This is a genomic window from Mesorhizobium sp. M0060 (assembly GCF_040323155.1).
Classification (GTDB): Bacteria; Pseudomonadota; Alphaproteobacteria; order Rhizobiales; family Rhizobiaceae; genus Mesorhizobium.
In genome coordinates, this window is record NZ_JAMYUP010000010.1 from 15,717 (window position 1) to 40,213 (window position 24,497).

34 protein-coding genes are annotated in these 24,497 nt (G+C 62.6%); 4 read left to right on the forward strand and 30 right to left on the reverse strand.

Translation table 11 applies throughout. The features are described from left to right. Positions 1-162 precede the first annotated feature (162 nt). From NKJ94_RS12205 to NKJ94_RS12260, 12 genes are all read right to left on the reverse strand, one after another. Positions 163-330 (reverse strand): hypothetical protein, encoded by a 168-nt coding sequence (locus NKJ94_RS12205; RefSeq protein ID WP_352525249.1) that lies wholly within the window; start codon positions 328-330, stop codon positions 163-165. Further along, positions 327-758 (reverse strand): transposase, encoded by a 432-nt coding sequence (locus NKJ94_RS12210; protein ID WP_352525250.1) that lies wholly within the window; start codon positions 756-758, stop codon positions 327-329. Before NKJ94_RS12210 ends, NKJ94_RS12205 begins: the two co-directional genes overlap by 4 nt. A gap of 14 nt (positions 759-772) precedes the next feature. Then, positions 773-1,762, reverse strand: a complete 990-nt coding sequence (locus tag NKJ94_RS12215) for a phage major capsid family protein (RefSeq protein ID WP_352525251.1) — start codon at positions 1,760-1,762, stop codon at positions 773-775. Between the two features lie 84 nt (positions 1,763-1,846). Beyond that, positions 1,847-2,119 (reverse strand): helix-turn-helix domain-containing protein, encoded by a 273-nt coding sequence (locus NKJ94_RS12220; RefSeq protein ID WP_352525252.1) that lies wholly within the window; start codon positions 2,117-2,119, stop codon positions 1,847-1,849. A 14-nt stretch (positions 2,120-2,133) separates the two neighbouring features. Further along, positions 2,134-2,559 (reverse strand): hypothetical protein, encoded by a 426-nt coding sequence (locus NKJ94_RS12225; protein ID WP_352525253.1) that lies wholly within the window; start codon positions 2,557-2,559, stop codon positions 2,134-2,136. Positions 2,560-2,686: 127 nt separating this feature from the next. After that, positions 2,687-2,902: a hypothetical protein gene (locus NKJ94_RS12230; RefSeq protein WP_352525254.1), complete on the reverse strand. Its 216-nt coding sequence runs from the start codon at positions 2,900-2,902 to the stop codon at positions 2,687-2,689. Positions 2,903-2,965: 63 nt separating this feature from the next. Beyond that, positions 2,966-3,682 (reverse strand): helix-turn-helix domain-containing protein, encoded by a 717-nt coding sequence (locus tag NKJ94_RS12235; protein ID WP_352525255.1) that lies wholly within the window; start codon positions 3,680-3,682, stop codon positions 2,966-2,968. A gap of 132 nt (positions 3,683-3,814) precedes the next feature. Continuing rightward, positions 3,815-4,111, reverse strand: coding sequence for a helix-turn-helix transcriptional regulator (locus NKJ94_RS12240; protein WP_352525257.1), 297 nt, complete (start codon positions 4,109-4,111; stop codon positions 3,815-3,817). Positions 4,112-4,184: 73 nt separating this feature from the next. Then, positions 4,185-4,589, reverse strand: coding sequence for a hypothetical protein (locus tag NKJ94_RS12245; RefSeq protein WP_352525258.1), 405 nt, complete (start codon positions 4,587-4,589; stop codon positions 4,185-4,187). Further along, entirely contained in the window at positions 4,586-5,920 is a 1,335-nt protein-coding gene (locus tag NKJ94_RS12250; RefSeq protein ID WP_352525260.1) for a tyrosine-type recombinase/integrase, read from the reverse strand. The genes NKJ94_RS12245 and NKJ94_RS12250 overlap by 4 nt, the downstream gene beginning before the upstream one ends. A 329-nt stretch (positions 5,921-6,249) precedes the next feature. Beyond that, positions 6,250-6,708 carry a YbaK/EbsC family protein gene (locus NKJ94_RS12255; protein WP_352525261.1) on the reverse strand — a complete coding sequence of 153 codons (459 nt, stop codon included), beginning with the start codon at positions 6,706-6,708 and terminating at the stop codon, positions 6,250-6,252. Positions 6,709-6,827: 119 nt separating this feature from the next. Next, entirely contained in the window at positions 6,828-7,106 is a 279-nt protein-coding gene (locus tag NKJ94_RS12260; protein WP_352525262.1) for a helix-turn-helix domain-containing protein, read from the reverse strand. A 263-nt stretch (positions 7,107-7,369) separates the two neighbouring features. Between NKJ94_RS12260 and NKJ94_RS12265 the strand changes: the two genes are divergently transcribed. Next, positions 7,370-7,984, forward strand: coding sequence for a hypothetical protein (locus NKJ94_RS12265; protein WP_352525263.1), 615 nt, complete (start codon positions 7,370-7,372; stop codon positions 7,982-7,984). 156 nt (positions 7,985-8,140) lie between these two features. Next, positions 8,141-8,374 carry a hypothetical protein gene (locus tag NKJ94_RS12270; RefSeq protein WP_352525265.1) on the forward strand — a complete coding sequence of 78 codons (234 nt, stop codon included), beginning with the start codon at positions 8,141-8,143 and terminating at the stop codon, positions 8,372-8,374. Positions 8,375-8,501: 127 nt separating this feature from the next. Here NKJ94_RS12270 and NKJ94_RS12275 read toward each other — a convergent pair whose 3' ends face one another. From NKJ94_RS12275 to NKJ94_RS12305, 7 genes are all read right to left on the reverse strand, one after another. Next, a complete protein-coding gene (locus tag NKJ94_RS12275; protein WP_352525266.1) occupies positions 8,502-8,843 on the reverse strand; it encodes a hypothetical protein in 342 nt (113 codons plus the stop codon). A 75-nt stretch (positions 8,844-8,918) separates the two neighbouring features. Continuing rightward, a complete protein-coding gene (locus NKJ94_RS12280) occupies positions 8,919-9,461 on the reverse strand; it encodes a MerR family transcriptional regulator (protein ID WP_352525268.1) in 543 nt (180 codons plus the stop codon). A gap of 246 nt (positions 9,462-9,707) precedes the next feature. Then, positions 9,708-10,031, reverse strand: coding sequence for an integration host factor subunit alpha (locus tag NKJ94_RS12285; protein WP_352525270.1), 324 nt, complete (start codon positions 10,029-10,031; stop codon positions 9,708-9,710). A gap of 104 nt (positions 10,032-10,135) precedes the next feature. Then, positions 10,136-11,107, reverse strand: coding sequence for a beta-ketoacyl-ACP synthase III (locus tag NKJ94_RS12290; RefSeq protein ID WP_352525271.1), 972 nt, complete (start codon positions 11,105-11,107; stop codon positions 10,136-10,138). Between the two features lie 9 nt (positions 11,108-11,116). Next, positions 11,117-12,187, reverse strand: coding sequence for a phosphate acyltransferase PlsX (gene plsX / locus NKJ94_RS12295; protein WP_352525273.1), 1,071 nt, complete (start codon positions 12,185-12,187; stop codon positions 11,117-11,119). Between the two features lie 123 nt (positions 12,188-12,310). Next, positions 12,311-12,859: a YceD family protein gene (locus NKJ94_RS12300; protein ID WP_352525275.1), complete on the reverse strand. Its 549-nt coding sequence runs from the start codon at positions 12,857-12,859 to the stop codon at positions 12,311-12,313. Between the two features lie 22 nt (positions 12,860-12,881). Next, positions 12,882-13,439, reverse strand: coding sequence for a ubiquinol-cytochrome C chaperone family protein (locus NKJ94_RS12305; RefSeq protein WP_352525277.1), 558 nt, complete (start codon positions 13,437-13,439; stop codon positions 12,882-12,884). Positions 13,440-13,552: 113 nt separating this feature from the next. Between NKJ94_RS12305 and NKJ94_RS12310 the strand changes: the two genes are divergently transcribed. Beyond that, positions 13,553-14,086, forward strand: coding sequence for an outer membrane protein assembly factor BamE (locus tag NKJ94_RS12310; RefSeq protein ID WP_352525278.1), 534 nt, complete (start codon positions 13,553-13,555; stop codon positions 14,084-14,086). 123 nt (positions 14,087-14,209) lie between these two features. Here the strand turns inward: NKJ94_RS12310 and NKJ94_RS12315 are convergent, their stop codons facing one another. Together NKJ94_RS12315 and NKJ94_RS12320 are read right to left on the reverse strand one after the other, a co-directional pair. Further along, positions 14,210-16,351 carry a sodium-translocating pyrophosphatase gene (locus NKJ94_RS12315; protein ID WP_352525279.1) on the reverse strand — a complete coding sequence of 714 codons (2,142 nt, stop codon included), beginning with the start codon at positions 16,349-16,351 and terminating at the stop codon, positions 14,210-14,212. A 254-nt stretch (positions 16,352-16,605) separates the two neighbouring features. Next, the gene (locus NKJ94_RS12320) at positions 16,606-17,106 is read right to left on the reverse strand and encodes a DUF2165 family protein (protein WP_352525280.1); all 501 of its coding nucleotides are present in this window, start codon (positions 17,104-17,106) and stop codon (positions 16,606-16,608) included. A 79-nt stretch (positions 17,107-17,185) separates the two neighbouring features. Here NKJ94_RS12320 and NKJ94_RS12325 point away from each other — a divergent pair, with 79 nt between their 5' ends. Beyond that, positions 17,186-17,419 carry a hypothetical protein gene (locus NKJ94_RS12325; protein ID WP_352525282.1) on the forward strand — a complete coding sequence of 78 codons (234 nt, stop codon included), beginning with the start codon at positions 17,186-17,188 and terminating at the stop codon, positions 17,417-17,419. 24 nt (positions 17,420-17,443) lie between these two features. Here NKJ94_RS12325 and NKJ94_RS12330 read toward each other — a convergent pair whose 3' ends face one another. The 9 genes from NKJ94_RS12330 to NKJ94_RS12370 all read right to left on the reverse strand — a co-directional run bounded on the left by NKJ94_RS12330 (position 17,444) and on the right by NKJ94_RS12370 (position 24,488). Continuing rightward, the gene (locus NKJ94_RS12330) at positions 17,444-18,193 is read right to left on the reverse strand and encodes an ABC transporter permease (protein WP_352525284.1); all 750 of its coding nucleotides are present in this window, start codon (positions 18,191-18,193) and stop codon (positions 17,444-17,446) included. Then, positions 18,190-19,128 (reverse strand): ABC transporter ATP-binding protein, encoded by a 939-nt coding sequence (locus NKJ94_RS12335; RefSeq protein ID WP_352525286.1) that lies wholly within the window; start codon positions 19,126-19,128, stop codon positions 18,190-18,192. Before NKJ94_RS12335 ends, NKJ94_RS12330 begins: the two co-directional genes overlap by 4 nt. Then, on the reverse strand, positions 19,125-20,300 hold the full coding sequence (locus NKJ94_RS12340; protein WP_352525288.1) for an ABC transporter permease: 1,176 nt from the start codon (positions 20,298-20,300) through the stop codon (positions 19,125-19,127). Before NKJ94_RS12340 ends, NKJ94_RS12335 begins: the two co-directional genes overlap by 4 nt. A gap of 43 nt (positions 20,301-20,343) precedes the next feature. Next, positions 20,344-21,255, reverse strand: a complete 912-nt coding sequence (gene osmF, locus NKJ94_RS12345; protein WP_352525290.1) for a glycine betaine ABC transporter substrate-binding protein OsmF — start codon at positions 21,253-21,255, stop codon at positions 20,344-20,346. A gap of 159 nt (positions 21,256-21,414) precedes the next feature. After that, positions 21,415-22,632, reverse strand: a complete 1,218-nt coding sequence (locus NKJ94_RS12350; RefSeq protein ID WP_352525292.1) for an MFS transporter — start codon at positions 22,630-22,632, stop codon at positions 21,415-21,417. After that, positions 22,629-23,129 carry a transcription antitermination factor NusB gene (nusB, locus tag NKJ94_RS12355; protein WP_352525293.1) on the reverse strand — a complete coding sequence of 167 codons (501 nt, stop codon included), beginning with the start codon at positions 23,127-23,129 and terminating at the stop codon, positions 22,629-22,631. Before nusB ends, NKJ94_RS12350 begins: the two co-directional genes overlap by 4 nt. Then, positions 23,126-23,620 carry a 6,7-dimethyl-8-ribityllumazine synthase gene (ribH, locus tag NKJ94_RS12360; RefSeq protein WP_352525294.1) on the reverse strand — a complete coding sequence of 165 codons (495 nt, stop codon included), beginning with the start codon at positions 23,618-23,620 and terminating at the stop codon, positions 23,126-23,128. The genes nusB and ribH overlap by 4 nt, the downstream gene beginning before the upstream one ends. A 26-nt stretch (positions 23,621-23,646) precedes the next feature. Continuing rightward, positions 23,647-23,871 (reverse strand): hypothetical protein, encoded by a 225-nt coding sequence (locus NKJ94_RS12365; RefSeq protein WP_352525296.1) that lies wholly within the window; start codon positions 23,869-23,871, stop codon positions 23,647-23,649. Next, entirely contained in the window at positions 23,871-24,488 is a 618-nt protein-coding gene (locus tag NKJ94_RS12370) for a riboflavin synthase (protein WP_352525298.1), read from the reverse strand. The genes NKJ94_RS12365 and NKJ94_RS12370 overlap by 1 nt, the downstream gene beginning before the upstream one ends. Positions 24,489-24,497: the final 9 nt, after the last annotated feature.

Here is a 24,497-nt window from a genome sequence, read left to right on the forward strand (position 1 = left end):
GTAGAGGCAGTTGAAGCGGCGAGACAGCACTTGCGGAACATTATTCCAGTAGAGGCGGAAGCCCCCATCGGGTCGGAACCTGTAATTCCGCCTCGGTACCAGCGGGCGGCATGATCGCCTCAGCCGCCCGCCGCCCGACGGGCGAAAGCGAGCGCGGCAGCGTCACTGAAGCCTCGTCGTTGGTGCATTGGGCTCGTCGAAATAGCGCGTGAGCGCTGAGATGATCATCTCCCTTTCGCTCTGGCTAGGTGCGCGGCCGAAGGAGCGGATAAATGCGGTAACGGCATTCTGCGAGGCTGCCACCATGTCTTCGCGGCTGAAGGTGGTCATGCCTGCCGCCTGCCGTTCGCCTTCACGCGCTTGGTAGGCTTTGCGTCTTTCGCGCTGAGTTGCCATGCATCCAGTGCCTTGCCGGGCTGTTCGCCTTCAACGGTGTCGCGCAGAGCAATCCACATGGAGCCGCCGCTCGTTGCAACCGTACCTTTGCGATACGGCAAGGCGCGTTGCCACGTGCCGCAGTATTTCACGCCGCCGGCTTCGAGTTCGACGACGCGAGCCTGAAGGTCTTTGACCTGTTTGATCAGCCCGTCCCGCATTACCACGACGAGGTCGGCAATCAGCAGGTGAACGAGGCGCTTACTGGCTGGCTGCGCGAGCTGCTCAGCAGTGAGATCGCCTGCCATAGCTTTGGCGAGCGCGTCAATACGCGGTTGCTGCGCCTTCATCTTTGCGAGGATCTCGGGATCGATGTTATCCATGACGCCGCTCCCTTTCAGGCAGCCGGCCACGTAATGCCGGTGATCTCGCCAACCGCGTCAGCGCGAGTTTTCTCGGCTGCGAACGAAACCTCCGCCTTCAACGCGATGCTGTTTGTCTCGAACATTGATACCATCGCGGCGGGCATGGCCGGATCGTCGGCCATCACGATGTCGGCTTGATCGGAAACCTCAAGGCCGATGGAGTCGGCATTCGCCGCAATGGCAGCTGCGTTTATCAATCGCAAGGTGCCGGCCGGAATCGTGCTTGACACCAAGGCCGGCAAACCCAGCATCTCGCCACCTAAAGGCGACATGGCGCCGTTCCGGGTGTCGAGCACGGCCGCCCGATTGGCAACGTCGACGCTCATCGCCCAGAACAGGGCGCCGGCGCCGCTGACGTTGACGGTGTTGAGCAACGTGGTGAGGTCGGCAGTCATGTCCACGCTTGGCGTGCTCGGCGCGCCTGCCATGACGATGCCGAAAAGGGCTTCATCGACGACGTCGCTGACGGCACCGCGCAGTTCCTGATTGACCACTGACATGCCGGCCGCGCTAGTGTCGCGCGCAACTTCCTGCGTCATGCACACGAGCGCGGCGACCTTTTTCGGGGCGAGCGACGGGCTGCTGAGCGTCAGCCGCGATAGCGGTTTTGGCGCGCCCTCGCCGACCACCCATGCTGTGGCGCTCGCGCTGACGATGCCCAAATATGTCCGTAACGGCACCAGCCTGAAGCCCGAATCCAACAGCCGGAAGAACACGCTGCGGGTTCGAAGGCTGCCAAAGAAGGCGGATTGCGCGATTCTCACGTCGACGAGCACTTCGCCGAAGTCGCCATCGAGCGTTGTGCCGGCGCTGACTGCCGCCTTGCCCAAAATGCGCAACACGCGGTCAGAAGCCCGGTTGTTAGCTGCGATCGTGTGCGCCAGGATGTGATCGCCCTTTGCTGCAAGCAGGAATTTGGCGACCATCGGCAGATCGGATGACATGGTGGCGGCGGGCTGCATGGTGGGTTCTCCATTTTCGTTGCCGGGATGGTGCAATCCGCAACGCGAGTGGAAAACCGCCATTCTCTCGCGTTTCAGGCCCATCTACTCGCGTTTCTCGCGTTTGAGGTAGTCGCGGAGAGCCAACGCACTGATCAGCCAGCGCCCGCCGCTCTTCTCGCCCATGCCCTTCTCGCGCGCGAGCCATCGCAATGTGTCGATTGGTATGTTGAAGCGGCTCGCGGCCGTCGCCGTGTCGAGCAGATCATCATCCTGGTCAGGCTCATCCGCAGGCGCTATCGACTCCGACGCGAGCGAGCCCCGGAGCGTCTGAAGGTCGGCTATCACACGGTCGAGGAGGTTGAGATCAACGGACATCGATCATCACCTCACTATTGGTCGTCAGCGCGACGAGAGACACGGCGCAAGCGCTTTTCCGTCCGTCGTTTTCGCTTCGTAACATCCGAACCGGGCGGCGGCGGATTGTGCGGCGGCCCGGCAGCCTCGACTCCCCATGCGTCCCAACCGGGACGAGATGGCTTGACCTTGCCTGCCCAGCGCCCGTTTGGGCCCATGTTCCGGCCACAGCGAAAGACATTGCCGCCGCCATCGACGTACACCGCTTCGTCGGTCAGCACTTCGCCCTCATGACGACCCGTCGCGCGCGCCTTCATGGCGATCAATGCCCAATAATCGAGCCGGGCGGCCTCAATCGCTTTGTCGAGTTCGCCAAGGTCGGGGAATTGCTCACGTGCCCGCGCCGCCCGCTGCCGGCAGGCGTTCGAGCAATAGCGCGCGTCGCGCCGCTTGGACCGCAATCGAGCACCGCAGATGACGCAGCAGGGCATTGGCCAACCGTAACGTTTCGTAACGGATATTGGCGAGGTCACTGCCGCCGCTCCACGAAATAGCGCGGATCGGCCGCGATCAGGCCGGCGGGTGCGATCATCCGATCGCCTTTGGAAGTCCCATCGCCGCTCGTTCTTCGTCGCGCTCGCGAATGCGAGCGACCATGTCGATTGTGGAGCGCTTGAATTCGCCGACCGTCAGGCCGGGGAAAGCCGCCGCCGCCGCGCCTATGAGTTCCTCTTTGGGCATGTCGAGGGCGGCTTGTTCAAGCCACTCGACGAGGCGATTGTGACGCTTGGCGTCGCTCATCATTTCCTTCCTTTCGATCATCCTTGTTCCTCCTGTTTTGCCGGCGCCGGGATTGGCGCCGGGATTTCATGGCCTCTTCGGCGGACCGGTGCCGATCAGCATCTGGAGGCCGCCGCCGCGCCGCGCCAGCTCGGCGTCGGTTACGGCTGCGCTGGTTTCCAGCGTCATCTCGGGCACGACGGTCTGGTAAAGCTCCGGATCGAGTTTGAGCAGATCGTTGAGCCAGCGCCGTTCAGCATCGGTCCGCGCCCGCTGCTCGGCCGGAAATGTTGCGCGCTCGGATCGGAACAGCTCGGCGCTGACGGTGGCTTTTTCTATCGCGGCAAGGTCGAGGACGGCTTGCCCGTTCATCGCGGCAAAAGCCGTCCCTTCGCCGTTGTGTCTCGCGCGCACGCCCTGTTCATTTTTTTGTTCTTTTATTGTTTGTGCGCCAGAGCTTGGCGCTATTGAAGCGCCGGATTTGGCGTTTCTTGGTTGCCTATTTGGCGTTTCAAGAACCGGCTTTCCGTCCGCTTTAGAAACGCCACCGTGGCACATCAAGGCATAGACATTCGAAACCCTTCGCCGCCGCTTTGCGGTTATCAATCCGGCCTTGGTGAGTTCTTTGATCTTCCGATTGACGGTGCGTTCGGGGATTTGGGTGTCGGCGCTGATCGTAGCTATGGACGGCCAGCATTTGCCGGTTTTCGAGTCGGCCCGCCATGCCAGACACACCAACACGGCCTTGGCCCCCGCGTCGGGGGTTTGCTGCCTATAAGCCCAAGCGAGTGCGACATTGGACATGCGGTTCGTCCGGGTTTGGACGCCGCGCTGCTTGACGATTTCAGGCCGTGGAAGGCATACTTGCCCCGCCCTCAGAAAGAATGCCTTTCCTCGGCCTTATCGCGTCACCAGCGCGGTCGGGCCTTTTTCGTTTCAGATGGCCGGGGGTAGCCCGGCGGCGTTCTTGCGCGGCCTGCCGCGCCCCGGAGGCTCCAAGCACTTGGCCTTGGCGTGCGCTTCGGCGGCGGCCTGACGTTCCTTTCGCCATTCGCGAACCTGCCGCAGCGTGTTGCCTTTGCGGCCCGGCGACAGCTCCATCAAGAGCGGGAACCTGCCAGCCTTGCGCTCCCGCCACCGCGTTGTGCTCGAAATGCCGGTCAGCACGTCGAGTTCGTCTTCGCTAAGAATCCGGTCGTCGTCGTCGATAAAATTTTTGAGGGTATTGTTCATGAGCAGCTCCTCCGAAACACTGCAAGATTTGCTTTCATGCCAAAGCATGCGTGTGTCGGAAACTGCCTGCAAGCTAAACTAAATCAGCCGATTTTCTTTCCGCGCCGGGGTTTGTTTTTCGGCGATAATACGCCTCCCAACTCTCTCGATCCTTTCGCAGAAGCGCATTCACCATGATCCGGAATTTTCGTGCCTCGTCCTTGGTCAATTCGACGTCCGCGACGCTAGCGGCCGACTCCAGGGCCTCCTCTTTGTCCCACCGCATTTGACGGATCAGGAAGGTCGCAACAATGGCATGCACGCTCAGCCGGCCGGGAGGGCGGCCGCGCGGCTGGTGCTTTACTGCTAGCGCGTCAATGACTTCATCGAGCAGATCCACCAACTGCCGCATAGCGACGACCGCTTCACCGTCGGCAGCTTGCGCGCGCAATTTTCGCACGCGGGCGATTAGGGCGAGCCGGTCAACCTCGCTGGTCATGACCGCGCCACCCGGATCGGAATGACGGCGCCTGTTTTCCTGTCGCCGGACAACAGGCTTTCGACATGCCGAGCCCATCCCTCCAACGCGATTCGCTTTTCGTGCAAGCGGTCGTAGGCGTCGTAGTGCTTGGCCATCACGTCATCCTCAACGTGTGCCAGCACCGCCTTGCGATCCTCACGCGGAATGCCGAGCCGGGCCATGCCGGTCGCGCAAGTGGCGCGGAAAGCCTTCGGCGTCGGCGGATCGGCTTGCAGGCGCTTGACGATCTCGCCGTCCTCGCCGTTCGGGTCGAGCGCCGGGATAATGCGGCGCAGGCATTGCGAAAGCGAATGGCGGGCGATCCTTTTGCGGTCGGCGAAGCGGGAAGCGAAAATATGATCGAGCATGGCCCGCCGCTCGGCTTGCGCTTCCGCCGCTTGGCGGGCGATCTGTTCCTTGATAATCCGAATGACAGGTGCGGAGAGCGGCAGTATATGTCGCCGGCGAGCTTTCATGCGGCTGGCCGGGAAATCGGCAATCGCCTCGGCCGGGTCATCGAGGTGCTGCAATTCGGCCAGCGACAGCCCGGCGATTTCATCGGGTCGCTTGCCGGTCAGCGCCAGCACTTGCAGGGCCGCGCGCATACCGGGGATCATTCTGGATGTCTCGATTGCCCGCCAAAGCACGACGAATTCGGCGTCGGACAGCACGCGGTCGACCTCGCCGTCCTTTCTCTCCTTGGTCGGTTTTTTCACGCCGAGCATGGGCGAGACGGTGAGGTGGCTCTGGTCGATGGCCCAATCGAAAAAGCGAAGAAGGGCGGAGCGGAGCCGATTGGCGGCGACCGGCGCGCGAACGGCGACAATCTGGAGCCGGGTGGTGCAATCGGCTGTGGTGATGTCGCGCGGCTTCAGTTTGGCCCATTGCGAGCGGATATCGCGCTCAAGATAGCCCTTGTCCTGCTCCCACGATGATTTCTGCTTGGCCAACGCCGGATAGTAGAGGTCGAGCAGGCCCCCGAGATCTAGCGCCGATTCCTTTTCCTGCTGCTGGCGCTCCTTGCGGATCGCCTCGCGCTCAGCTGCGGGGTCAGCGCCAGTACGGATTTTGCCGAGCGCGGCCTCGGCCCTGCGGCGCATTTCTGCCATGGTGATGTTCGGATACTCGCCAAGGGGAAAGCGCTTCTTCACTGTCGAACCAAGCGGCTTGTAGCGCAGCGAACCGACAATCCTGTCGGCATAGATGCGGGCTTTCCAGCTTCGGATGCGTTCGTCAGTGAATTCGATTTGGCTGGCTGCGGATCGGTCGACCTTCCTGGCGAAGGTATCGTCGAGGAGAACTCTCGGCATTTTTTCGTCGGCCCCTTGCTGGTATCATTTTGGGGCCTTTTCCGCTTGGGGCCTTTTTGGGGCCTTTCTTTTGAAAACCCATGGCCCCAATCGAAAAGCCCTGAAAACAGGGTTACCGCTCAACCCCTTATGTTGCAAGGCTTTTGAAAGATAGCGCACTTGACTGAAATGGCCTGAAAACGGCTTTGGCATTCCTGGGGGTCAAGGGGTCGTCGGTTCGAATCCGGCCACTCCGACCATTTCAACAAGGACTTGCCCCCAAAGTCCCTTCCTCTCAATCCCGGTTTCCATCCAGCTGCAGTCGTCAGGGTTGGGACCTCGATGATTGACTATTGGCAAACATCCACCCACTCGGCTTCGACGAGTTCGGCCATGCGTTGCGGGCTGAGACGCACCGCCGCATTCGCTGCGCCTGCCGCGGGCACGACTTCGTCAAAAGCGCGCAGCGACATGTCGCAATAGACCGGCAGCGGCGCGGGCAGGCCGAACGGACATACCCCGCCGACGGGATGTCCGGTCGCGGCGAACACCTGCTCGGCGTCCAGCATTCGCGCCTTGCCGCCGAACCGGTCCTTGAATTTGCGATTGTCCAGCCTGGAGATGCCGCTGGCGACGATGAGCATCGTCTGGTCGCCGGCGCGCAAGCAGATCGTCTTGGCAATCTGCGCCGGCGCTACGCCATGCGCTTCGGCGGCCAGAGGCACCGTCGCCGAGCTGGCTTCCGTGACGATGACATCGATGTCGGGCGCACGGGCAGCGAAGAAGGCGCGAACGGATTCGAGGCTCATCTCCGACAATTCCCGTCTCGCGTTGCCATGGCGGCCGGCAAGTCCGCTAAGCGGCCGGCAAAACGAAGCCCGCCAGGGCAACCCATGGCGAGCTCGTCGAATAAACGCATGGCACTAGGCTACGAGACCGATCGCCTTTCCGCAGGCAAGACGGCTTCGTCGAACAGAGCGCTTTCCGGAAGTTGAAGCGCGGAGGCTATACGCCGACGTTTCGAAGGATCGGCATCCTTGCCGCTTTCGATGTCGGCAATCTCATAGGCTGCCAGCCCGCACGCCAGGGACAGCTCTTCGATGCTGTATCCACGGGCTTCCCGGGCGGTTCGGACGGCACTGCGTTCAGGCGTAACCGCGCTCGCCGCCAGTTCGGAGTAAGGTTCGCGTTTTGCTATTTGGGGCATTGGCAACTCCGTGGGATGAAAGAGTTAGATCAAATCATGTTGTTGCCTGAGACGGTCGGGAGAATGCCTGCTCGCTGGTGATTTGCCAAGCATCAAAGATAGCGTCACGGCATCGTGAACCGACGCAGGAATGGTCATACGGCACGTCTTTCCTATCAAGTTCTTTTGAATGGCCGGACGCCGAATCGTTCGACGATTTCGAGCCGCCAACTCGTTAAGCGGCTGTTGCTGGCGCGCCAGCCGTTTTGAAAAGGATCAATCCCATGAATTTGAAGACCTTCGCGATCGTGCTTGGCACGATTTCCGGCCTTATCGGGATCACATTAGACGTGACGCAGGCGGCGGACACCATGCGCGTGCGCGGCACGGTCGTCAGCCTCGCCGGGTCGACGCTGACCGTGAAGACGCGCCAAGGCGACGCCGACACGATAGCTCTTGCGCCCGGCTGGAAAATCTCCGGCGTTGCCAAAGCGTCGGCAGACGATATCAAGCAGGGCGACTTCGTCGGTATCGCCTCCGTCGCCAAGGCGGACGGCGGCAGCGGGGGGCTGGAAGTGGTGATCTTTCCTGCGGCCCTCAAGGGGACCGGCGAAGGCGACCGCCCCTGGGACCTGCAGCCCAACAGCCGGATGACCAACGGCACCATCGCCGATGTGACGAATGTCGACGGCCGCACCGTGACGTTGATCTATGACAATGGCCAGCAGAAGAATATCTCGATCCCGCAAGCCACGCCGATCGTGACCTTCGCTGCCGCGACACCGGCCGACCTCAAGCCCGGCGCGACGGTCTTCGTCAACGCCGAGCGCGGCAAGGGCGGCACACTGACATCCGGCCGGGTCGTCGTCGGAAACAATGGCGTGGTGCCACCGATGTGAGGTGAATGGCGTGCCGAGGCGTGATCGACCGGTAGCCCGGTGGGGCAAAGGTCTTCAGACACGGCTCAGAAACAAAATTCTACAGTCCGGAGACACTGGCGAAAAATTCCAGGGCGATAGTCCTAACCGCAGCGCTCGAGTCACCGACCTAAATCAGTGACGCTCAAATTCCGCCTGCGCAAAAAAGGAAACGACGTCATAAAGAAGTCTCTTCTCTCCGCCCTTGGACTTGCAATCGCACTTGCCTTCTCGATGCCGATCATCGGCGCGAGCAACGCGAATGCGGCGACGATGCACACCACCGTCAAGAAGCATCATCGCCATCACTACCACCACCGCGTCCACCACTACCGCCATCATCACAAGAAGGTTGTGGCGAAGAAGTACTGAAAACACCTTAGGACAGACAGCCGGCAAGCAGGCATTCTTGGTCTTTGATCAAGGGCGGCCAGCTTGCCGGGTTTGCCGCGTCAGCGAAAAATGCGGCCGTCCGCTGACGACCGCAATTTCCCATGTCTCAATGTGCCGACCTTGATCGCGCTCGCGGCGTTTTTTGCTGCCCGCCGCCAAGGAACAGACTGGCGACGAGCCCGACCAGAACCAGCCCAACAGCGGCCGCCGTCGCCGGGTGATCACGGGCGGTCTTCTCGATCGCCCGGCCTTGCCTTCTGATCGCCGGCAAGGCGTCGCCGAGGCGCTCGGTGATGTCCGAATAATAGTCCGACGCGGTATCGCGCCCGTCTTCGTAATAGGCGCCGCCTCGCTTCAACACGGCTTTCTTCAAGGTGGCCAGTTCTCTGGTCAGGGCCGCGACCTGCTTGTCCAGATCGGTGTCGGAGATGCTCGAAAGCGATGCCATGACGTGGTTCCTTCATCTGCAGAAGGAAGCCTAACGCATGACCCCGAAGACCGTTCCGGTTTGCCCCGGCGGGCTCTAGCGAACCTGATCGAGCAGGCGCTTGCATTCCAAGAGGTCGAACAGCGCCTCCTGCAGCAATGCGCGATTGTCACGGGAAAGTTTTGACGCGTCCGGCGGAACCGGGCCTTCCTCGTCGGTCTTGCCGATGCCGAAAAAACGACGGCTGGGTTTCACCCTCGGTTGACCGACCAGCATTTCGTCGTCCGGGCCGCGCGGCTGCGCCGCTTGCGTCAGCGGCACCGCGTCAGCCTGTCGGCGCTGCGAGATCGCCTCGACCGCCGCCATATCGCCACTGCCGACGGCGATCAGGAACTGGTTGCCGTTCTCGCGCAATAGCTTCTGCACGCCCTTGATCGTATAGCCCTGATCGTAGAGCATATGACGAATGCCCTTGATCAGCTCGACGTCCTGCGGCCGGTAGTAGCGGCGGCCGCCGCCGCGCTTCATCGGCTTGATCTGGTTGAAACGCGTCTCCCAGAAGCGCAGCACGTGCTGCGGCAAATCCAGATCCTCCGCGACCTCGCTGATGGTGCGGAAAGCATCGGGGCTCTTGTCCATGGGCAAATCCTCACGCTAGAGCATGATCGCGAAAGGCGGGAACCGGTTTTCGGGCAACATCATGCTTAAACAAAGAGATCAGCTTTCCGCCCCACCGGAACGGATCACACCCAAATACCGATCCGGCCTGCCGAATCGCATCTTATTTCAGCGGTTTATGAAACAATATTCAAGCCCGGCGTAAAAGCAGGGTTCGTTTTTCAACCGAAGCCTGGAGCATGATTCTCGGCAAGGGAGATTGGGCGTCTACTTGCTGCCCTTGGCCTTGCTGGTTTGATGGGAGCGCAGGATGCGGTTCTTCAGCACGTTCGACGACTTGAAGGTCATCACCCGGCGCGGCAGGATCGGCACTTCCTCACCGGTCTTGGGGTTGCGCCCGATGCGCTCGTTCTTGGAGCGGACATGGAAGGTCGCGAAGGACGACAGCTTCACCGTCTCGCCGCGAACGATCGCCTCGCAGATCTCATTCAGCACCGCCTCGACAAGCTCGGCCGATTCAGTACGCGACAGCCCAACCTTGCGGTAAACGGCTTCGGCGAGGTCGGCGCGCGTAAGTGTCTTTCCCCCCATACGAACCGTCCCATCAGCTCAAAAAAATAAATCGATACAAGCAACGGCAGAGCCTAAGTAATTGATCCGTCAAGGTCAAGGACCCGAACCCGTTAGTTCGGCACTTACCAACGGAGCAGCACCGCCCCCCAGGTGAAGCCCCCGCCCATCGCCTCAAGCAGCACCAGGTCACCCTTTTTGATGCGGCCGTCGGCGACGGCCGCGGACAGTGCCAGCGGCACGGAAGCAGCCGAGGTGTTACCGTGCAAATCGACGGTCACCACCACCTTCCGCTCCTCTATCCCGAGCTTTTTGGCCGAAGCATCAATAATTCGTTTATTGGCTTGATGCGGCACGAACCAGTCGAGATCGGCGGCGCTGATGCCGGCCTGTGCGAACGTCGCCTCGATGACGTCGGTGATCATGCCGACCGCATGCTTGAACACTTCGCGGCCCTCCATCCGGAGATGTCCTACCGTTCCGGTGGTCGACGGCCCACCGTCGACGAAAAGCTTGTCCTTGTGGATGCCGTCGGAGCGCAGGCTGGCCGCCAGAACGCCTCGGTCGGCGATGCCGCCTGCCCCAGCGCCTGCTTCCAGCACCATTGCGCCGGCGCCGTCGCCGAACAAAACGCAGGTCGAGCGGTCGTTCCAGTCGAGAATCCGCGAAAACGTTTCCGAGCCGATCACCAGCACCCGTCTGGCCAAGCCGCCGCGGATATAGAGGTCGGCGGTCGTCACCGCATAGACGAAGCCCGAGCAGACCGCCTGCAGGTCGAAGGCAAAACCGTGGTGCATGCCGAGCCGGTTCTGGATCTCGACCGCGGTCGCGGGAAAGGTGTTGTTGGGCGTGGAGGTCGCCAGCACGATCAAATCGATGTCGGCTGCAGTCAGGCCGGCGCTGTCGAGGGCTGCGCGCGCGGCCGCCTCGCCCAGCGAGGCCGTCGTCTCGTCGTCGGCCGCGATGTGGCGCTGGCGAATGCCGGTGCGCTGGACGATCCACTCGTCTGAGGTCTCGACCATGCCTTCGAAGTCGGCATTCTTCATGATGCGGCGGGGCAGCGCGGCGCCCGTGCCGCGCACGACTGATCTGATCAATGCTCTTTCCTATTCCTTTGCGTCGATGACGACGTCGGATTTCCGGATTGTCTGGGCATTCGGATTGCGTGCGTGGAACAGGTCGAGATCAGCCTCGATGCGGTCAAGCAGATTGTTGCGCACCATGTCGTAGCCAAGCTCGATCGCCGCCGCGAAGCCATCCGAATCAGCCCCGCCATGGCTTTTCACCACGATGCCGTTCAATCCCAGGAAGACGCCGCCATTGGAGCGGCCGACATCCATCTTCTCGCGCAGGCGATCGAAGGCGGTCTTGGCGAAGACATAGCCGATCCTGGCCATCAGCGTCCGGTTCATCGCCGCGCGCAGATAGCCGGCGATCTGCCTGACCGTGCCTTCCGCCGTCTTGAGCGCGATATTGCCGGCAAATCCTTCGGTAACGACGACGTCGACAGTGCCCTTGCCGATGTCGTCACCCTCGACAAAGCCATGGTAGTTCATCGAGGCCATGTTGGCCTCGCGCAGCATACGACCCGCCTCCTTGACCTCCTCCTGACCCTTGATCTCCTCGACGCCGACATTGAGCAGGCCGACGCTCGGCCGTTCGATGCCGAAAACCGAGCGCGCCATGCCGGTGCCCAGAATGGCAAAATCAACCAGTTGATGCGCATCCGCACCGATGGTGGCGCCGACGTCAAGCACGACGCTTTCACCGCGCAATGTCGGCCAGAGCGCCGCGATCGCCGGGCGGTCGATGGTCGCCATGGTGCGAAGGCAGAATCTGGACATCGCCATCAGCGCGCCGGTATTGCCGGCCGAGATGCAGGCGTCGGCAGTGCCTGCCTTGACCGCCTCGACGGCTTTCCACATCGATGATTTCCAGCGGCCATGGCGCAGCGCCTGGCTCGGCTTGTCGTCCATCCTGACCGCGATCTCGCAGTGGATGAACTCGCTCACTTCCGCCAGCTTGGGGAATTTGGCGAGTTCGGGCCTTACCACTTCTTCACGCCCATAGATGACGAAGCGTATATCCGGACGGCGGGTGGCGACGGTCATGAGCGCCGGGATGACCACGCTTGGCCCGTGATCGCCGCCCATGGCATCGATGGAAATCCTGATCACGCGGTGTTCATCTCACGGTTGCTTGGCCAGCGGGCTTGCCAGGGTACGGGGCTCGCGAAGGTTCGGCGAAAATAACGGTTTTGGGCTGCCGCACAACCAACTTTTCTCAAATTGGGTCAGCTATCAGGATTTTCCCAGCAGTGATCTGAGCTTTTGCTGGAATTCATTCTCCACAGGCTCGGCATCGCCGGCAGCCTCCAGCGACACACCCGACTTGCGCGGATAGGGATCGATCGCCAAGCCAAAGAACTGCTCGGCAAGCGCCCCGACGTCGATCGCGTCGCCGGAAAACGTTTCCGGGCTGTCCGGCCCTTCGGCGTCGAGCAGGATCTCACCGCCACTGTCGAAACCTTGCCGCCCGAGCTTGGAGTGTTCCGGCAGGAACAGCGCCTCGACCGGCTCGTCGATATGCGCCTGGACCGGGTCGAGGGTGATGATGCAGGCCTGCGTTATATCGGCCTCGACATGGCCGCTGACTTTCACCCCATTGCGCTTCCACGGCTCGACCAGGAGTTCGGCGCGATAGTTCTCGACCGAAAGCAGCTCGTGCTCGACGGCCAGCACGGCGCGCTGCCCGGCGTCGGCGTCGATCACCACCGGCAGCCCCTTTTGCGGCAGCCGGGCGACATTTGCCAGGAAGGACACTGGGCTGTGGGTATCAGGATGTTTCATCTTCGCCTCCACTGCGCCGCCTTCACTCAGTCCGCCTTCGCTCAGAGTTGGCCACGGGAAATGCCACCGTGCCGGAAACGATCGATTCAGTCGGCTGTTCCGTGAGTTGCCTTGATGCATCGGCGGCATAGAGTGCCAGCTGCGATGCCTGCGGCCAGACGCCGGCATCGGGCCTGACATTGCGGGCAAGGGCGGTGGCAAGTGCATCATGGTCATTTCGTTTCAGCGCATCGTCATAGGCGGCGGTGCGGCCGTAGAACATCTTCGCCAGTTTCCGCATGCGCTTCGGCACGCCGACGTCGCCGATGCCCAGTTCCCGCAGAGAATGTTCGACATCCATGAAGAACTCGTCGATCAGCACCTGCGCAACCTCTGCCGCAGCACCGCCCTCGCCGCGCAGCCGGTGCTGGAACAGGAACATATGCAACGACAGCATCTCGAAGCGGCCAAGCGGCGTGTCCGGCACGTTCCAGTCGGAATAAAACACCGTCTGCCGCGCCGCCGCCACGATTTGTGCGTAAAGCGCCTCGGTGATGGCGCGGTTGGCATGACGTTCGCGGCCAAAGAGGCGCTGGAACATTGAGGGTGGTCTCCCGGGACCGTTTGTTGAAGTGGCCTTGTTGCATCGGCAAGCAAGCTGGTTTACCGGTTTTGCGGCCCAGCGCAAGTTGCGGCCAGCTTGTGGAGTTGTAGTTGCACGCGCTGAAATTCAAGTCGACTTTCCTGCCCAGGCCCGCCGGTGCGGTTTCGCTGCTGGTGATCGCTGCGGCGCTTTCCGCCTGCAATTCGTCCAAGATGATCGGCGATCTCAATCCCAGCGAGACGCTGACGCAGGGCTACGTCATCGACCAGCAGGCGATCGACCTGGTGCCTGTCGGCTCGAGCCGCGAACAGGTGCTGCTGGCGCTCGGCACTCCCTCGACGAAGGCGACCTTCGACAACGAGGCCTTTTATTACATTTCGCAGACGCGCAAGCGCTATGTCGCCTTCGACAAGCCGCGGCTGGTCGACCAGCATGTGCTGGCGGTCTATTTCGGCGATGATGGGCGCGTCACCCAGATCGCCAATTACGGCTTGAAGGACGGCAAAGTGTTCGACTTCATCTCGCGCACCACGCCGACCGGCGGCAAGGACCAGAACTTCCTCAGCCAGATCATCAGTGGCGCCAGCAAGCTGGCGCCCGGTGTTCCCGGCGGCAGCGGTGGCAGCACGCTCGGCGGCACCTGATCCACCCCGACGGTATCGGCTTCTTTCTTTTCTCTTCCCTCCCCGGAAGCAGCACATCTCAGGCAATGAAAAACCCGCGGGAGCGATCCCGCGGGTTTTTGTTTCGAGCCGTAGCGACCGAGCTTAGCCGTGCGCGAGCACGGCCAGCAACAGCAGCGCGACGATGTTGGTGATCTTGATCGCCGGGTTGACCGCCGGGCCAGCAGTATCCTTGTAGGGATCGCCAACCGTGTCGCCGGTCACCGAGGCCTTGTGCGCTTCGGAGCCCTTGAGGTGCTTGACGCCGTCCTTGTCGACGAAGCCATCTTCGAACGACTTCTTGGCGTTGTCCCAGGCACCGCCGCCGGAGGTCATCGAGATGGCAACGAAAAGGCCGTTGACGATGACGCCGAGCAGCGAGGCGCCGAGGGCGGCAAAGGCGGATGCCTTCGAACCGGAGATCAGGAGGACGCCGAAATAGACCACCAGCGGCGCCAGCACCGGCAACAATGATGGAACGATCATCTCCCGGATCGCTGCCTTGGTCAGAAGGTCGACGGCGCGCGCATAGTTCGGCTTCGAGGTGCCGGCCATGATGCCCGGATCCTCGCGGAACTGCTTGCGCACCTCCTGGACGATAGCACCCGCGGCGCGGCCGACGGCGGTCATGGCGATGCCGCCGAACAGATACGGGATCAGGCCGCCGAAGATCAGGCCGGCGACGACATAAGGATTGGAGAGGTCGAAGGAGACCTCGCCCATGCCCTGGAAGTAGGGGTATTTGTCGCCATTGGCGGCAAAGAACTTGAGGTCGTTAGAGTAGGCCGCGAACAGCACCAGCGCGCCAAGTCCGGCCGAACCGATGGCGTAGCCCTTGGTTACCGCTTTGGTGGTGTTGCCGACCGCGTCGAGCGCGTCGGTGGACTGGCGCACTTCCTTGGGCAGGCCGGCCATTTCGGCAATGCCGCCGGCATTGTCGGTAACCGGGCCGAAGGCGTCGAGCGCGACGATCATGCCGGCGAGGCCAAGCATCGTCGTCACCGCGATCGCCGTGCCGTAGAGGCCGGCAAGCTGGTATGTCGAGATAATGCCGCCGACGATGACAATCGCCGGCAACGCCGTCGATTCCAGCGAGACCGCGAGGCCCTGGATGACGTTGGTGCCGTGACCGGTGACCGAGGCCTGGGCGATCGAGTTCACCGGGCGCTTGTTGGTGCCGGTATAATATTCGGTGATCACCACGATCAGGCCGGTTACCAAAAGGCCGACCAGGCCGCAGATGAACAGGTTCGTGCCGGTGATGGCCATGCCGGCGACAGTGCCGATCTCGCCCCAGCCGATGCATGCCGAAGTGGCGACGGCAAGGCCGACGATCGACAGCAGGCCGGTGACGATCAGGCCCTTGTAGAGCGCGCCCATGATCGAGCCGCTGGAACCGAGCTTGACGAAGAAGGTGCCGACGATCGAGGTCAGGATGCAGGCGCCGCAGATGGCCAGCGGATAGAGCATAGCTGCACCGAGAACGGCGGTGCCGCCGAAGAAGATGGCGGCGAGCACCATGGTGGCGACGACGGTTACCGCATAGGTCTCGAACAGGTCGGCGGCCATGCCGGCGCAATCGCCGACATTATCGCCGACATTGTCGGCGATGGTGGCCGGGTTGCGCGGATCGTCTTCGGGAATGCCGGCTTCGACCTTGCCGACGAGATCGCCGCCGACGTCGGCGCCCTTGGTGAAGATGCCGCCGCCGAGACGGGCAAAGATCGAGATCAGCGAGGCGCCGAAGCCGAGCGAAACCAGCGAGTCGATGACGACACGGTCATCGGGCTGAAGGCCCATGAATTGGGTGAGGATCAAATAGTAGATCGAAACGCCAAGCAGGGCCAGGCCAGCAACCAGCATGCCGGTGATGGCGCCCGACTTGAAGGCGATCTCAAGGCCGGCAGCAAGGCTGTTGGAGGCGGCCTGCGCGGTGCGCACATTGGCGCGCACCGAGACGTGCATGCCGATGAAGCCAGCGGCGCCCGATAGAACGGCGCCGATCAGGAAGCCGATGGCGGCGGTGATCGAAAGCAGCCACCAGGCGAGCAGCAGGACCACGACGCCGACGATGGCGATGGTGGTGTACTGGCGCGCCAGATAGGCCTGCGCGCCTTCGCGGATGGCCGCGGAAATTTCCTGCATGCGTGCATTGCCCTGATCGGCCGCGAGGACCGAACGTGTCGCCCAGATGGCGTAAAGGACTGAAAGCAGACCGCAGGCGATGACAGCTGAAATTATGGTCATTGCCGAATTTTCCTCGATTGGTGGCCCAAAAGAACCCCTCCCCGGGCCGTTGAGACAGGGGACGAATTTTCCGCAACCGGAATCCGTCCCTTCGCAGCGGCTTATGCGAAACAGGGCTCGGAACGTCAAGATATTGTTCGGTTTTTGCCCGGCTTTCCCCCAAAAGACCCCGGGTTTCGCCCAAAAGGCTGGACGGCAGCGCGCCTCTCGACACTGCCGTCCGATTAGATCGATTGAAATCGGCGAACGACCGGTCAGGCTTTGCGCAGGTCGCGGTCCGGCTGGATGACGAAGATCAGCACCGCCAGCATTGTCATGTAGAATTTGAACGCAGCTTCCTGACCGTTCCATGTCGAAGACTGCCACATGGCGAACCACTCGCCGCCAACGACCATGAAGCCGAAATACCAAACGAGGAAACCCATGGTGGCGGCTATGATGGCGAACGTCTTGGCATCATTGAAAGCCTGTCCGCTGGCGTTGCGCGCCTGCCAGAGTTGCCAGGCGGCGATCAGATAGAGCAGGCAGGTCAGCGCCTCGCCAAGGATGATCAGCCAGTAGCCTGCCGTCCACAAGGCTGGGCTGGTGATAGAGCGGTACATCAGCGCATTGCCGGGAAAGGTCGTATCCATGCTCAGCACATGCTGGACAAAGGCGAAGTTTGAGCCGTAATCGGTGATGTTGCCAAAGGCGACGAGGAAGGCGAAAGCCCCCAGACACAAACACATGACGATCTTGGAGAAACGCGCGGTCATGGCAAGAACTCCTGCTGAAAGATCGGAGCATCGCACTCATCAATCGCCGAGTCCCGAAGATCGCGCAACGGGGAGTCCAGTGATCATAGTGCTCACGGCTGTCGCGAGACATTATGCCGGCAAGCAAGACATTGCCGAGACTGTCGAAGCCCTTGATCTCGACAGACATTGTGCCGTGGGCGACCTTGTCTCCGTGGTGGGAGCCGGTACACAGCACGATTTCGCCATCATCCGCCGTCGCTGGATCACCAGCGAGACGGGCACAAGGCTCGAACTGACGCTCGATCATCCGGCGCGTTCGAGCGGCCACTGAAAAGAACGAACTTTGCCCGAGAGGCTACTCCACCTCGCGTCCCATGCGCCGCGCGGTGTAGCGCTCGATCGCCGACAGCCCGTCATAGATCAGCACGGCAAGGGCGGCGACGATCAGGCCGCCCTGCAGGATGAAGGCGAGGTTGTTCGACAGCAGGCCGGCGATGATCACCTCGCCCAGTGTCCTCGCCGCCACCGTCGAGCCGATGGTCGCCGTGGCGAGGCTGATCACCACCGACAGCCGGATGCCGCCGAGGATGATCGGCGCACTGAGCGGCAGTTCGACCTTGACCAGCCTTTGCCAGCCGGTCATGCCGGCGCCGCGCGCCGCCTCGACTACATTCTCCGGCAGCGTGGTCAGACCGGTCAGCGCATTCTCGAAGATCGGCAGCAGGCCGTAGAGAAACAGTGCGATCAGCGTCGGCTTCTCGCCGAAGCCGACAGCCGGCACCGCCAATGCCAGCACCGCCACCGGCGGAAACGTCTGGCCGATATTGACCAGGCTGCGCGACAGCGGCAGGAATTCGACGCCGGCCGGCCTGGTGACCAGGATGGCGAGCGCGACCGCGACGAAGGTCGCGGCCAGTGTCGCGATCAGCACGGTCCGCAGATGCAGCAGCGTCAGCGTCAACAGGCTGCCCTGATTGTAGATTACCGGCGCGTTGTTCTCGGTCAGCGGCTTCAGCAGCGGTTCGAACCATCCGGGATTGGTGACGAAGGCAATAAGTAGCACCACCAGGGCAAGCCTGAGCAGCGACGGAAGCCAGGCTTTCATGCCGGCCTCGCCGCGCGCTTAACCAGCCCGTCCACCGTGACGCGGCCAAGCGGCTTGCCGTCGGTATCTTTCACCGGCAGCGCCGGGCGGCCCGACCACAGGAGTTCGGCCAGTGCGTCGCGCTGGCTGGCGTCACCGGGGATTGCCTCACCTGCGGCCGTGCCTTTTTCCACCGCGTCGCGAACCCGGCCAAGCGACAACAGCCGGAACGGTTTTTCGCTGGCGCCTACCAGGGTCTCGACAAACGCGCTGGCCGGTTTCGCCAGTATCTCGGCCGGCCCGGCATATTGCACCACTTTGCCGCCATCCATTACCGCGATCTTGTCGCCCATATGCACGGCCTCTTCCATGTCATGGGTGACAAGGATGATAGTGGTGCCGAAGCGCTTCTGGATCGCCAGCAGATCCTCCTGCGCCTTGTTGCGGATGATCGGATCGAGCGCGCCGAACGGCTCATCCATCAACAGCACGTTGGGTTCCGCGGCAAGCGCGCGGGCGACGCCGACGCGCTGCTGCTGGCCGCCGGAAAGCTCATGCGGATAGCGTGGCCCGTAGGCTTCCGGGTCGAGCTGGTAAAGCGTCATCAGCTCGTCGACACGGAGCTTGATGCGTTTGGCATCCCAGCCGAGCAACACCGGTACCGTGGCGATATTCTGCGCCACCGTGCGATGCGGAAACAGGCCGTGGCCCTGGATGGCGTAGCCGATGCTGCGACGCAGCTCATAATCCGGCACCGAGCGGTTGTCGGCGCCGTCGAGCTTGATCACGCCCGATGTCGGCTCGACCAGCCGGTTGATCATGCGAAGCAGCGTCGTCTTGCCGGAGCCGGAGGTGCCGACGATGACGGCGATGCTGCGCGGCTCGACTACTATCGACACGTCGTCGACGACTGTCGTCTCGCCGTAGCGCTTGGTGATGCCTTCGATCTCGATCATGCCGTTTCAACCCTGCGCTTGCTGGCGGTCATTTCGATCACTGCATCGAGGATGATGGCGGCGGCGAAGGCCAGCGCCACCGTGGGCACGGCCCCCAGCAGCACCAGGTCCATCGCCGTCTGACCGACGCCCTGGAACACGAACACGCCAAAGCCGCCGCCGCCGATCAACGCGGCAATCGTGGCGAGGCCGATATTCTGCACCAGCACGATGCGGATGCCGGTGAGGATCACCGGGAAGGCCAGCGGAAACTCGACGTCGAACAGCCGCTGGCGGTCGGTCATGCCCATGCCGCGCGCTGCGTCGTTGGCGGCACGCGGCACACCGGCAAGGCCGACCACGGTGTTGGCCACCACCGGCAGCAGCGAATAGAGGAACAGGGCGACGAAAGCCGGCGCTGTGCCGATGCCGCGAATGCCGAGCGCGGCAGCACCCGGCACATGCGAAGCGACCCAGCCGAGCGGTGCGATCAAGAGGCCGAACAGCGCGATCGAAGGAATGGTCTGGATGATGTTCAGCACGTTGAGCACGCCGGCCCGCAATTTCTCGACGCGATGGCAGAGGATGCCGAGCGGCAGGCCGATAATCACCGCAGCCGCCAGCGAACCCAGCGCCAACGTCACGTGCTTGGAGCCTTCCGCCCAAAAACTATCGGAGCGATTGAAATATTCCTTGAGGATCGACAGGCTGTTCCAGCTTCCCGAGACGAGCAGCAGGCCGATCGCCGCTGCGGCGACAACAAGCACGCCGACCCGTGCCTGCGGCGACAGGTACAGCCTTGTAAGCACGTCGGCGAGCAGAAGGGTGAAGGCGAAGATAAGCAGCCAGAAGCCCGAAGCCGGCGAGATACGGGCGAAGGTGTTGCCGGCGGGCGTCAGGAAGCTGCCGGCAACGCCGATCAGCAGCGCCAGCGCCGCAAGTGCAACCACACTGGCGGCGAGGCGCAGAGCAAGCGGCGTTTTCAGCAGCGCAATGAGCGCCGCTGCGACAACAATCGCCATCAACAGCGGACCGACCGTCGCGGGCAAAGATTCGAGGATCGAGCGCGCCTCACCGGGTACGATGCGATTGGCGCGGAAGGTGGCGAATGGCGCCGCAAAAGCCGCATAGGCCGATATCGCCGCGATGACCACGCCGAGCTTGTCGAACCGGATGCGCACGCCCTCCCCCATCGGCCGATCCGGCGCACCTCGAAAGCGGAGCGCCGGAATCGCCTTACTTCAGGAAGCCGTTCTTTTTCAAAAAGTCCTCAGCGACGCCCTTGACCGGCTCGCCGCCAACCTGCACGCGGCCATTCAACTCCTGCAGCGTGACGAGATCGAGCTTGGCGAAGACCGGCTTCAGCAACGTCTCGATTTCGGGATGCTCCTTCAGCACCGCCTCGCGGATGATCGGCGCCGGCTGGTAGACCGGCTGCACACCCTTGTCGTCTTCAAGCACGACGAGGCCGGAGGGCGCGATGCCGCCGTCGGTGCCGTAGACCATGGCGGCGTTGGCGCCGTTGGTCTGGTTGGCCGCAGCGGCAATGGTCGCCGCCGTATCGCCGCCCGACAGCGTGATCAACTGGTCCGGCTTCAGCGTGAAGCCATAGGTCTTCTGGAAAGCGGGCAGCGCGGCCGCCGAATTGACGAACTCGGCAGAGGCCGCCAGCACCACCTTGCCGCCGCCCGAGACGTATTTGCCGAAGTCGGAGAGGGTGACGAGCTTGTTGGTATCGGCGACTTCCTTGCGCAGGGCGATCGCCCAGGTGTTGTTGGCCGGTGACGGTGACAGCCAGACGATCTTGTTAGCGTCGTAGTCGAGCTTCTTGGCAGTCTCGTAGGCCTTGGCGGCATCTTTCCACACCGGATCGTCGGCCTTCTCGAAGAAGAAGGCGGCGTTGCCGGTGTATTCCGGATAGATGTCTATCTCGCCGGCTGTAATCGCCTTGCGCACCACAGGTGTGCCGCCGAGCTGGATGCGGTCGGTGGTCTGGATATTGTTGGCGTTCAGCACCAGTTGGATGATATTGCCGAGTACGCCGCCCTCGGTGTCGATCTTCGACGACACCACCACCTGGGCACTCGCCGAGGCCAACGCAATTCCGAGCGCTAGTACAGCGCCGGCCAGAACCCTGATTGAAAACATCTCACAAATCCCTTGCTGTGAACCGGAATACGGCTGCCGCATATGAGCATGGCTTCGATGCCCCGTCGGGGTACACGGTTTCATAAGAAGGGGGATGGGCGCAATAATTTTGTTCGGATGCGAGTGACTCCGCTGTTGCCTCGTCCCGACAGCGTGACGTCAGTTGGCCGCGCGCAAACCCGTCATCTTCAACACGCCCAGTGCCACGAAGCACAGCACGACGACCGGGAAAATCATCCAGTTCAACATCTCCCAGCCCCAGGCATTGTAGACCGCCCCCGACATCAGCGAGGCGAAGGCAACGGAGCCGAACAGGACGAAATCGTGGAACCCCTGGACCTTGCCTTTTTCGGATGACTGGTAGCTGTCGGCCACCATGGCGGTGGCACCGATGAAGCTGAAGTTCCAGCCAAGGCCGAGCAGGATCAGCGCCGTCCAGAACTGCCACAGTGCCAACCCTGACAGCGCCACTATGGCGCAGCCAATCAGCAGCACCAGGCCGATGGCCACGATCCGCTCAGCGCCGAAGCGATAGATCAGCGACCCCGTGAAGAAGCTCGGCGCGAACATCGCCATCACATGCCAGGAAATGCCGAGCGTGGCGTCGTCCGTCGACAGGCCGCAGCCGACCATGGCCAGCGGCGCGCCGGTCATGACGAAGCTCATCAGCGCGTAGCTGCCGACGGCGCAAAACAGCGCCGCGACGAAGCGCGGCCTGGTGACGATTTCCGAGAGCGGCCGGGCGTCGCTGTCGGCGATTTCCACCTTGTCGGTTGCCTTGGCCGGGATGCGCAACAAAGAGAGAATGGCGGCGCCAACCGCCGCCAGCACCAGGATGGACGCAAACGAGCCGGCAAACTTCACCGGCGAGAACAGGTCGCCGGTGAAGATGACGATCTGCGGCCCAAGGATGGCGGTGACGATGCCGCCGGCCAGCACGAAGGAGATGGCGCGCGCCTTGAATTCAGGCGGCGCATTGTCGGCGGCGGCAAAGCGGAACTGCTGGACGAAGGCGCCCCCGATGCCGATCACGGCCAAGCCGAAAGCGAATAGCCAGAAGCTGGCATGAAACAGCGCCAGCGTGGCGACCAGCCCGCCAAGCGCCGTGACCGCTGTGCCGGTCATGAAGCCGTCGCGCTGGCCGAGCCGGCGGATGATCGCCGCGGCCGGCAGGGAACCGAGCGCCACGCCGACATTGAAACCGGTGATCGGCGCGGTTGCCAGCGACTTGTCAGCATCGAGCAGGTACTGCCCGGCCAATCCGCCCATGGAAATGGCGATGGGTGCGGCCGAGCCGATGATCGCCTGCGAGGCTGCGAGGATGAAGGCGGTGCGACGCGCTTCCTTGCCCGCCTCAACGGCGACGACAGCAGTCATGAGGCGTCCTTGCCGCGGCCCTCGCCACGCACCCGGCGCGACACGCGATCAAGCACCGCATTGACCAGTTTCGGCTCGTCTTCCTCGTAAAATGCCTTGGCGATGTCGACATATTCGGAGACGATGACCGCCACCGGCACGTCCTCGCGCTTCATCAGCTCGTAGACGCCGGCGCGCAATATGGCGCGCAACGTCGAATCGAGCCTCGACAGCGGCCAGTCCTCGGTCAGCGCCTGGCGGATGATCGGATCGATGGTCTTCTGGTGCTCGACGACGCCGGCAAGAATGGCGCGAAACCATTGCGCATCGGCTTCGCGATAGAGCGCGCCATCGACTTCCTTGCCGAGCCTGAACGCCTCGTATTCGGCGGTAGTCTCAAACACGCCGCTGCCGGCGACATCCATCTGGTAGAGCGCCTGTACGGCGGCCAGTCGGGCAGCACCGCGCTTGTTGGCGTGGCGAACCGCAGGCTGGCCGGGCGAAGCGGGTTCGCTCACGATCGCTCTCCCAACTGCTGCTTGAGCGCAATCATGGTCAGCGCCGCACGCGCTGCAAAGCCGCCCTTGTCGCCTTCCGAACGCCTGGCCCGCGTCCAGGCCTGTTCGTCGTTTTCGGTGGTCAGGATGCCGTTGCCGATGCAGATCGAGTCCTGCACGGACAGGTCCATCAGCGCACGGCTGGATTCATTGGCGACGATATCGAAATGATAGGTGTCGCCGCGGATCACCGTGCCGAGGGCGACGAAACCGTCATAGCTCGTCCCGCCTTCGGAGGCGCCGTCGAGCGCGAAGGAAATCACCGCCGGGATTTCGAGCGAGCCAGGAACGGTGACGACATCGTATGTCGCGCCCGCTTCGTCGAGCGCGCTGGTCGCACCTTCGAGCAGCGCGTCGGCAAGATCGTCGTGAAATCGCGCCTCGATGACAAGAAGGTGCGCTTTCTTCTTCGGACGGATGAACGCTTTGCCGTGTTGGGAGGTGCCAGCCATAGATGTCTCCGGGGATCGCCGGTGACTTAGGCCGAAGCCGGTTTGATCGCAAGCGGAAGATTGCCGAAGGTGGAAAGGTCTGCGGAACTGTCTTGTTCCCAGCGCGGCACCTGAAGCGGATGACTGGTACCGAGGCTCGAAGCCCAAGCCTGTACCAACCGGTGATCAATCACACGGCCGGCGTCCACATCGGCCATTGCCCCGCGCGTCAGTTGCTCCTCCAGGTTGGAAGTCCGTCCGCTCTTGTCCATCAAAGCCCCTCCTTCGCCGCCTCCACCAGTCGCGCCGCGTAGCGGGCCATGGTGTCGATCTCGAGGTTGACGCGGTCGCCGACCTGTCGCTCGCCCCAGGTGGTGACGGTCAGCGAATGGTGGATCAACAGCACGTCGAAGCGGGTGCCTTCGACCTTGTTGACAGTGAGCGAAGTGCCGTCGAGCGCGACGGAACCCTTGGGGGCGATGAATTTGGCGAGGTCGCGCGGTGCTTCCAGGGTGAAGCGAACGGCGTCGCCCTCTTCCTTGCGCGCCACGATCTCGGCCATGCCGTCGACATGGCCGGACACGATATGGCCGCCAAGCTCGTCGCCGATCTTCAGCGCACGTTCCAGGTTGATACGCGTGCCGGATTTCCAGCCCATCGCGGTGGTCAGCCTGAGGGCCTCTTCCCAGGCCTCGACCTCGAACCAGCGTGCGTTGGCGCCATCTTCCGGCAATGCGGTGACCGTCAGGCAGACGCCGCCGCAGGAAATCGAGGCGCCGATAGCAATGGTCTGCGGATCGTAGGCGGTGTCGATGCGCAAACCGACGCCTTCCCTGAGCGGCTTCACGGCAGCGACAGTGCCGACGTCGGTGACGATCCCAGTAAACATCGGCTTGGC

Bases quoted from the DNA above. Each gene is read 5' to 3' on its own strand.
- ribH (WP_352525294.1), bottom strand. From the start codon at position 23,620: ATGGCTGGCACCTCCCAACACGGCAAAGCGTTCATCCGTCCGAAGAAG.
- NKJ94_RS12220 (WP_352525252.1), bottom strand. From the start codon at position 2,119: ATGTCCGTTGATCTCAACCTCCTCGACCGTGTGATAGCCGACCTTCAG.
- NKJ94_RS12215 (WP_352525251.1), bottom strand. From the start codon at position 1,762: ATGCAGCCCGCCGCCACCATGTCATCCGATCTGCCGATGGTCGCCAAA.
- NKJ94_RS12260 (WP_352525262.1), bottom strand. From the start codon at position 7,106: ATGCCCCAAATAGCAAAACGCGAACCTTACTCCGAACTGGCGGCGAGC.
- NKJ94_RS12240 (WP_352525257.1), bottom strand. From the start codon at position 4,111: ATGAACAATACCCTCAAAAATTTTATCGACGACGACGACCGGATTCTT.
- NKJ94_RS12235 (WP_352525255.1), bottom strand. From the start codon at position 3,682: ATGTCCAATGTCGCACTCGCTTGGGCTTATAGGCAGCAAACCCCCGAC.
- NKJ94_RS12340 (WP_352525288.1), bottom strand. From the start codon at position 20,300: ATGGGGGAGGGCGTGCGCATCCGGTTCGACAAGCTCGGCGTGGTCATC.
- NKJ94_RS12330 (WP_352525284.1), bottom strand. From the start codon at position 18,193: ATGAAAGCCTGGCTTCCGTCGCTGCTCAGGCTTGCCCTGGTGGTGCTA.
- NKJ94_RS12370 (WP_352525298.1), bottom strand. From the start codon at position 24,488: ATGTTTACTGGGATCGTCACCGACGTCGGCACTGTCGCTGCCGTGAAG.
- NKJ94_RS12335 (WP_352525286.1), bottom strand. From the start codon at position 19,128: ATGATCGAGATCGAAGGCATCACCAAGCGCTACGGCGAGACGACAGTC.
- NKJ94_RS12245 (WP_352525258.1), bottom strand. From the start codon at position 4,589: ATGACCAGCGAGGTTGACCGGCTCGCCCTAATCGCCCGCGTGCGAAAA.
- NKJ94_RS12210 (WP_352525250.1), bottom strand. From the start codon at position 758: ATGGATAACATCGATCCCGAGATCCTCGCAAAGATGAAGGCGCAGCAA.
- NKJ94_RS12255 (WP_352525261.1), bottom strand. From the start codon at position 6,708: ATGAGCCTCGAATCCGTTCGCGCCTTCTTCGCTGCCCGTGCGCCCGAC.
- NKJ94_RS12250 (WP_352525260.1), bottom strand. From the start codon at position 5,920: ATGCCGAGAGTTCTCCTCGACGATACCTTCGCCAGGAAGGTCGACCGA.
- NKJ94_RS12280 (WP_352525268.1), bottom strand. From the start codon at position 9,461: ATGGACAAGAGCCCCGATGCTTTCCGCACCATCAGCGAGGTCGCGGAG.
- NKJ94_RS12315 (WP_352525279.1), bottom strand. From the start codon at position 16,351: ATGACCATAATTTCAGCTGTCATCGCCTGCGGTCTGCTTTCAGTCCTT.
- NKJ94_RS12350 (WP_352525292.1), bottom strand. From the start codon at position 22,632: ATGACTGCTGTCGTCGCCGTTGAGGCGGGCAAGGAAGCGCGTCGCACC.
- NKJ94_RS12275 (WP_352525266.1), bottom strand. From the start codon at position 8,843: ATGGCATCGCTTTCGAGCATCTCCGACACCGATCTGGACAAGCAGGTC.
- NKJ94_RS12320 (WP_352525280.1), bottom strand. From the start codon at position 17,106: ATGACCGCGCGTTTCTCCAAGATCGTCATGTGTTTGTGTCTGGGGGCT.
- NKJ94_RS12285 (WP_352525270.1), bottom strand. From the start codon at position 10,031: ATGGGGGGAAAGACACTTACGCGCGCCGACCTCGCCGAAGCCGTTTAC.
- NKJ94_RS12230 (WP_352525254.1), bottom strand. From the start codon at position 2,902: ATGATGAGCGACGCCAAGCGTCACAATCGCCTCGTCGAGTGGCTTGAA.
- osmF (WP_352525290.1), bottom strand. From the start codon at position 21,255: ATGTTTTCAATCAGGGTTCTGGCCGGCGCTGTACTAGCGCTCGGAATT.
- NKJ94_RS12205 (WP_352525249.1), bottom strand. From the start codon at position 330: ATGACCACCTTCAGCCGCGAAGACATGGTGGCAGCCTCGCAGAATGCC.
- NKJ94_RS12300 (WP_352525275.1), bottom strand. From the start codon at position 12,859: ATGAAACATCCTGATACCCACAGCCCAGTGTCCTTCCTGGCAAATGTC.
- NKJ94_RS12265 (WP_352525263.1), top strand. From the start codon at position 7,370: ATGAATTTGAAGACCTTCGCGATCGTGCTTGGCACGATTTCCGGCCTT.
- NKJ94_RS12305 (WP_352525277.1), bottom strand. From the start codon at position 13,439: ATGTTCCAGCGCCTCTTTGGCCGCGAACGTCATGCCAACCGCGCCATC.
- NKJ94_RS12365 (WP_352525296.1), bottom strand. From the start codon at position 23,871: ATGGACAAGAGCGGACGGACTTCCAACCTGGAGGAGCAACTGACGCGC.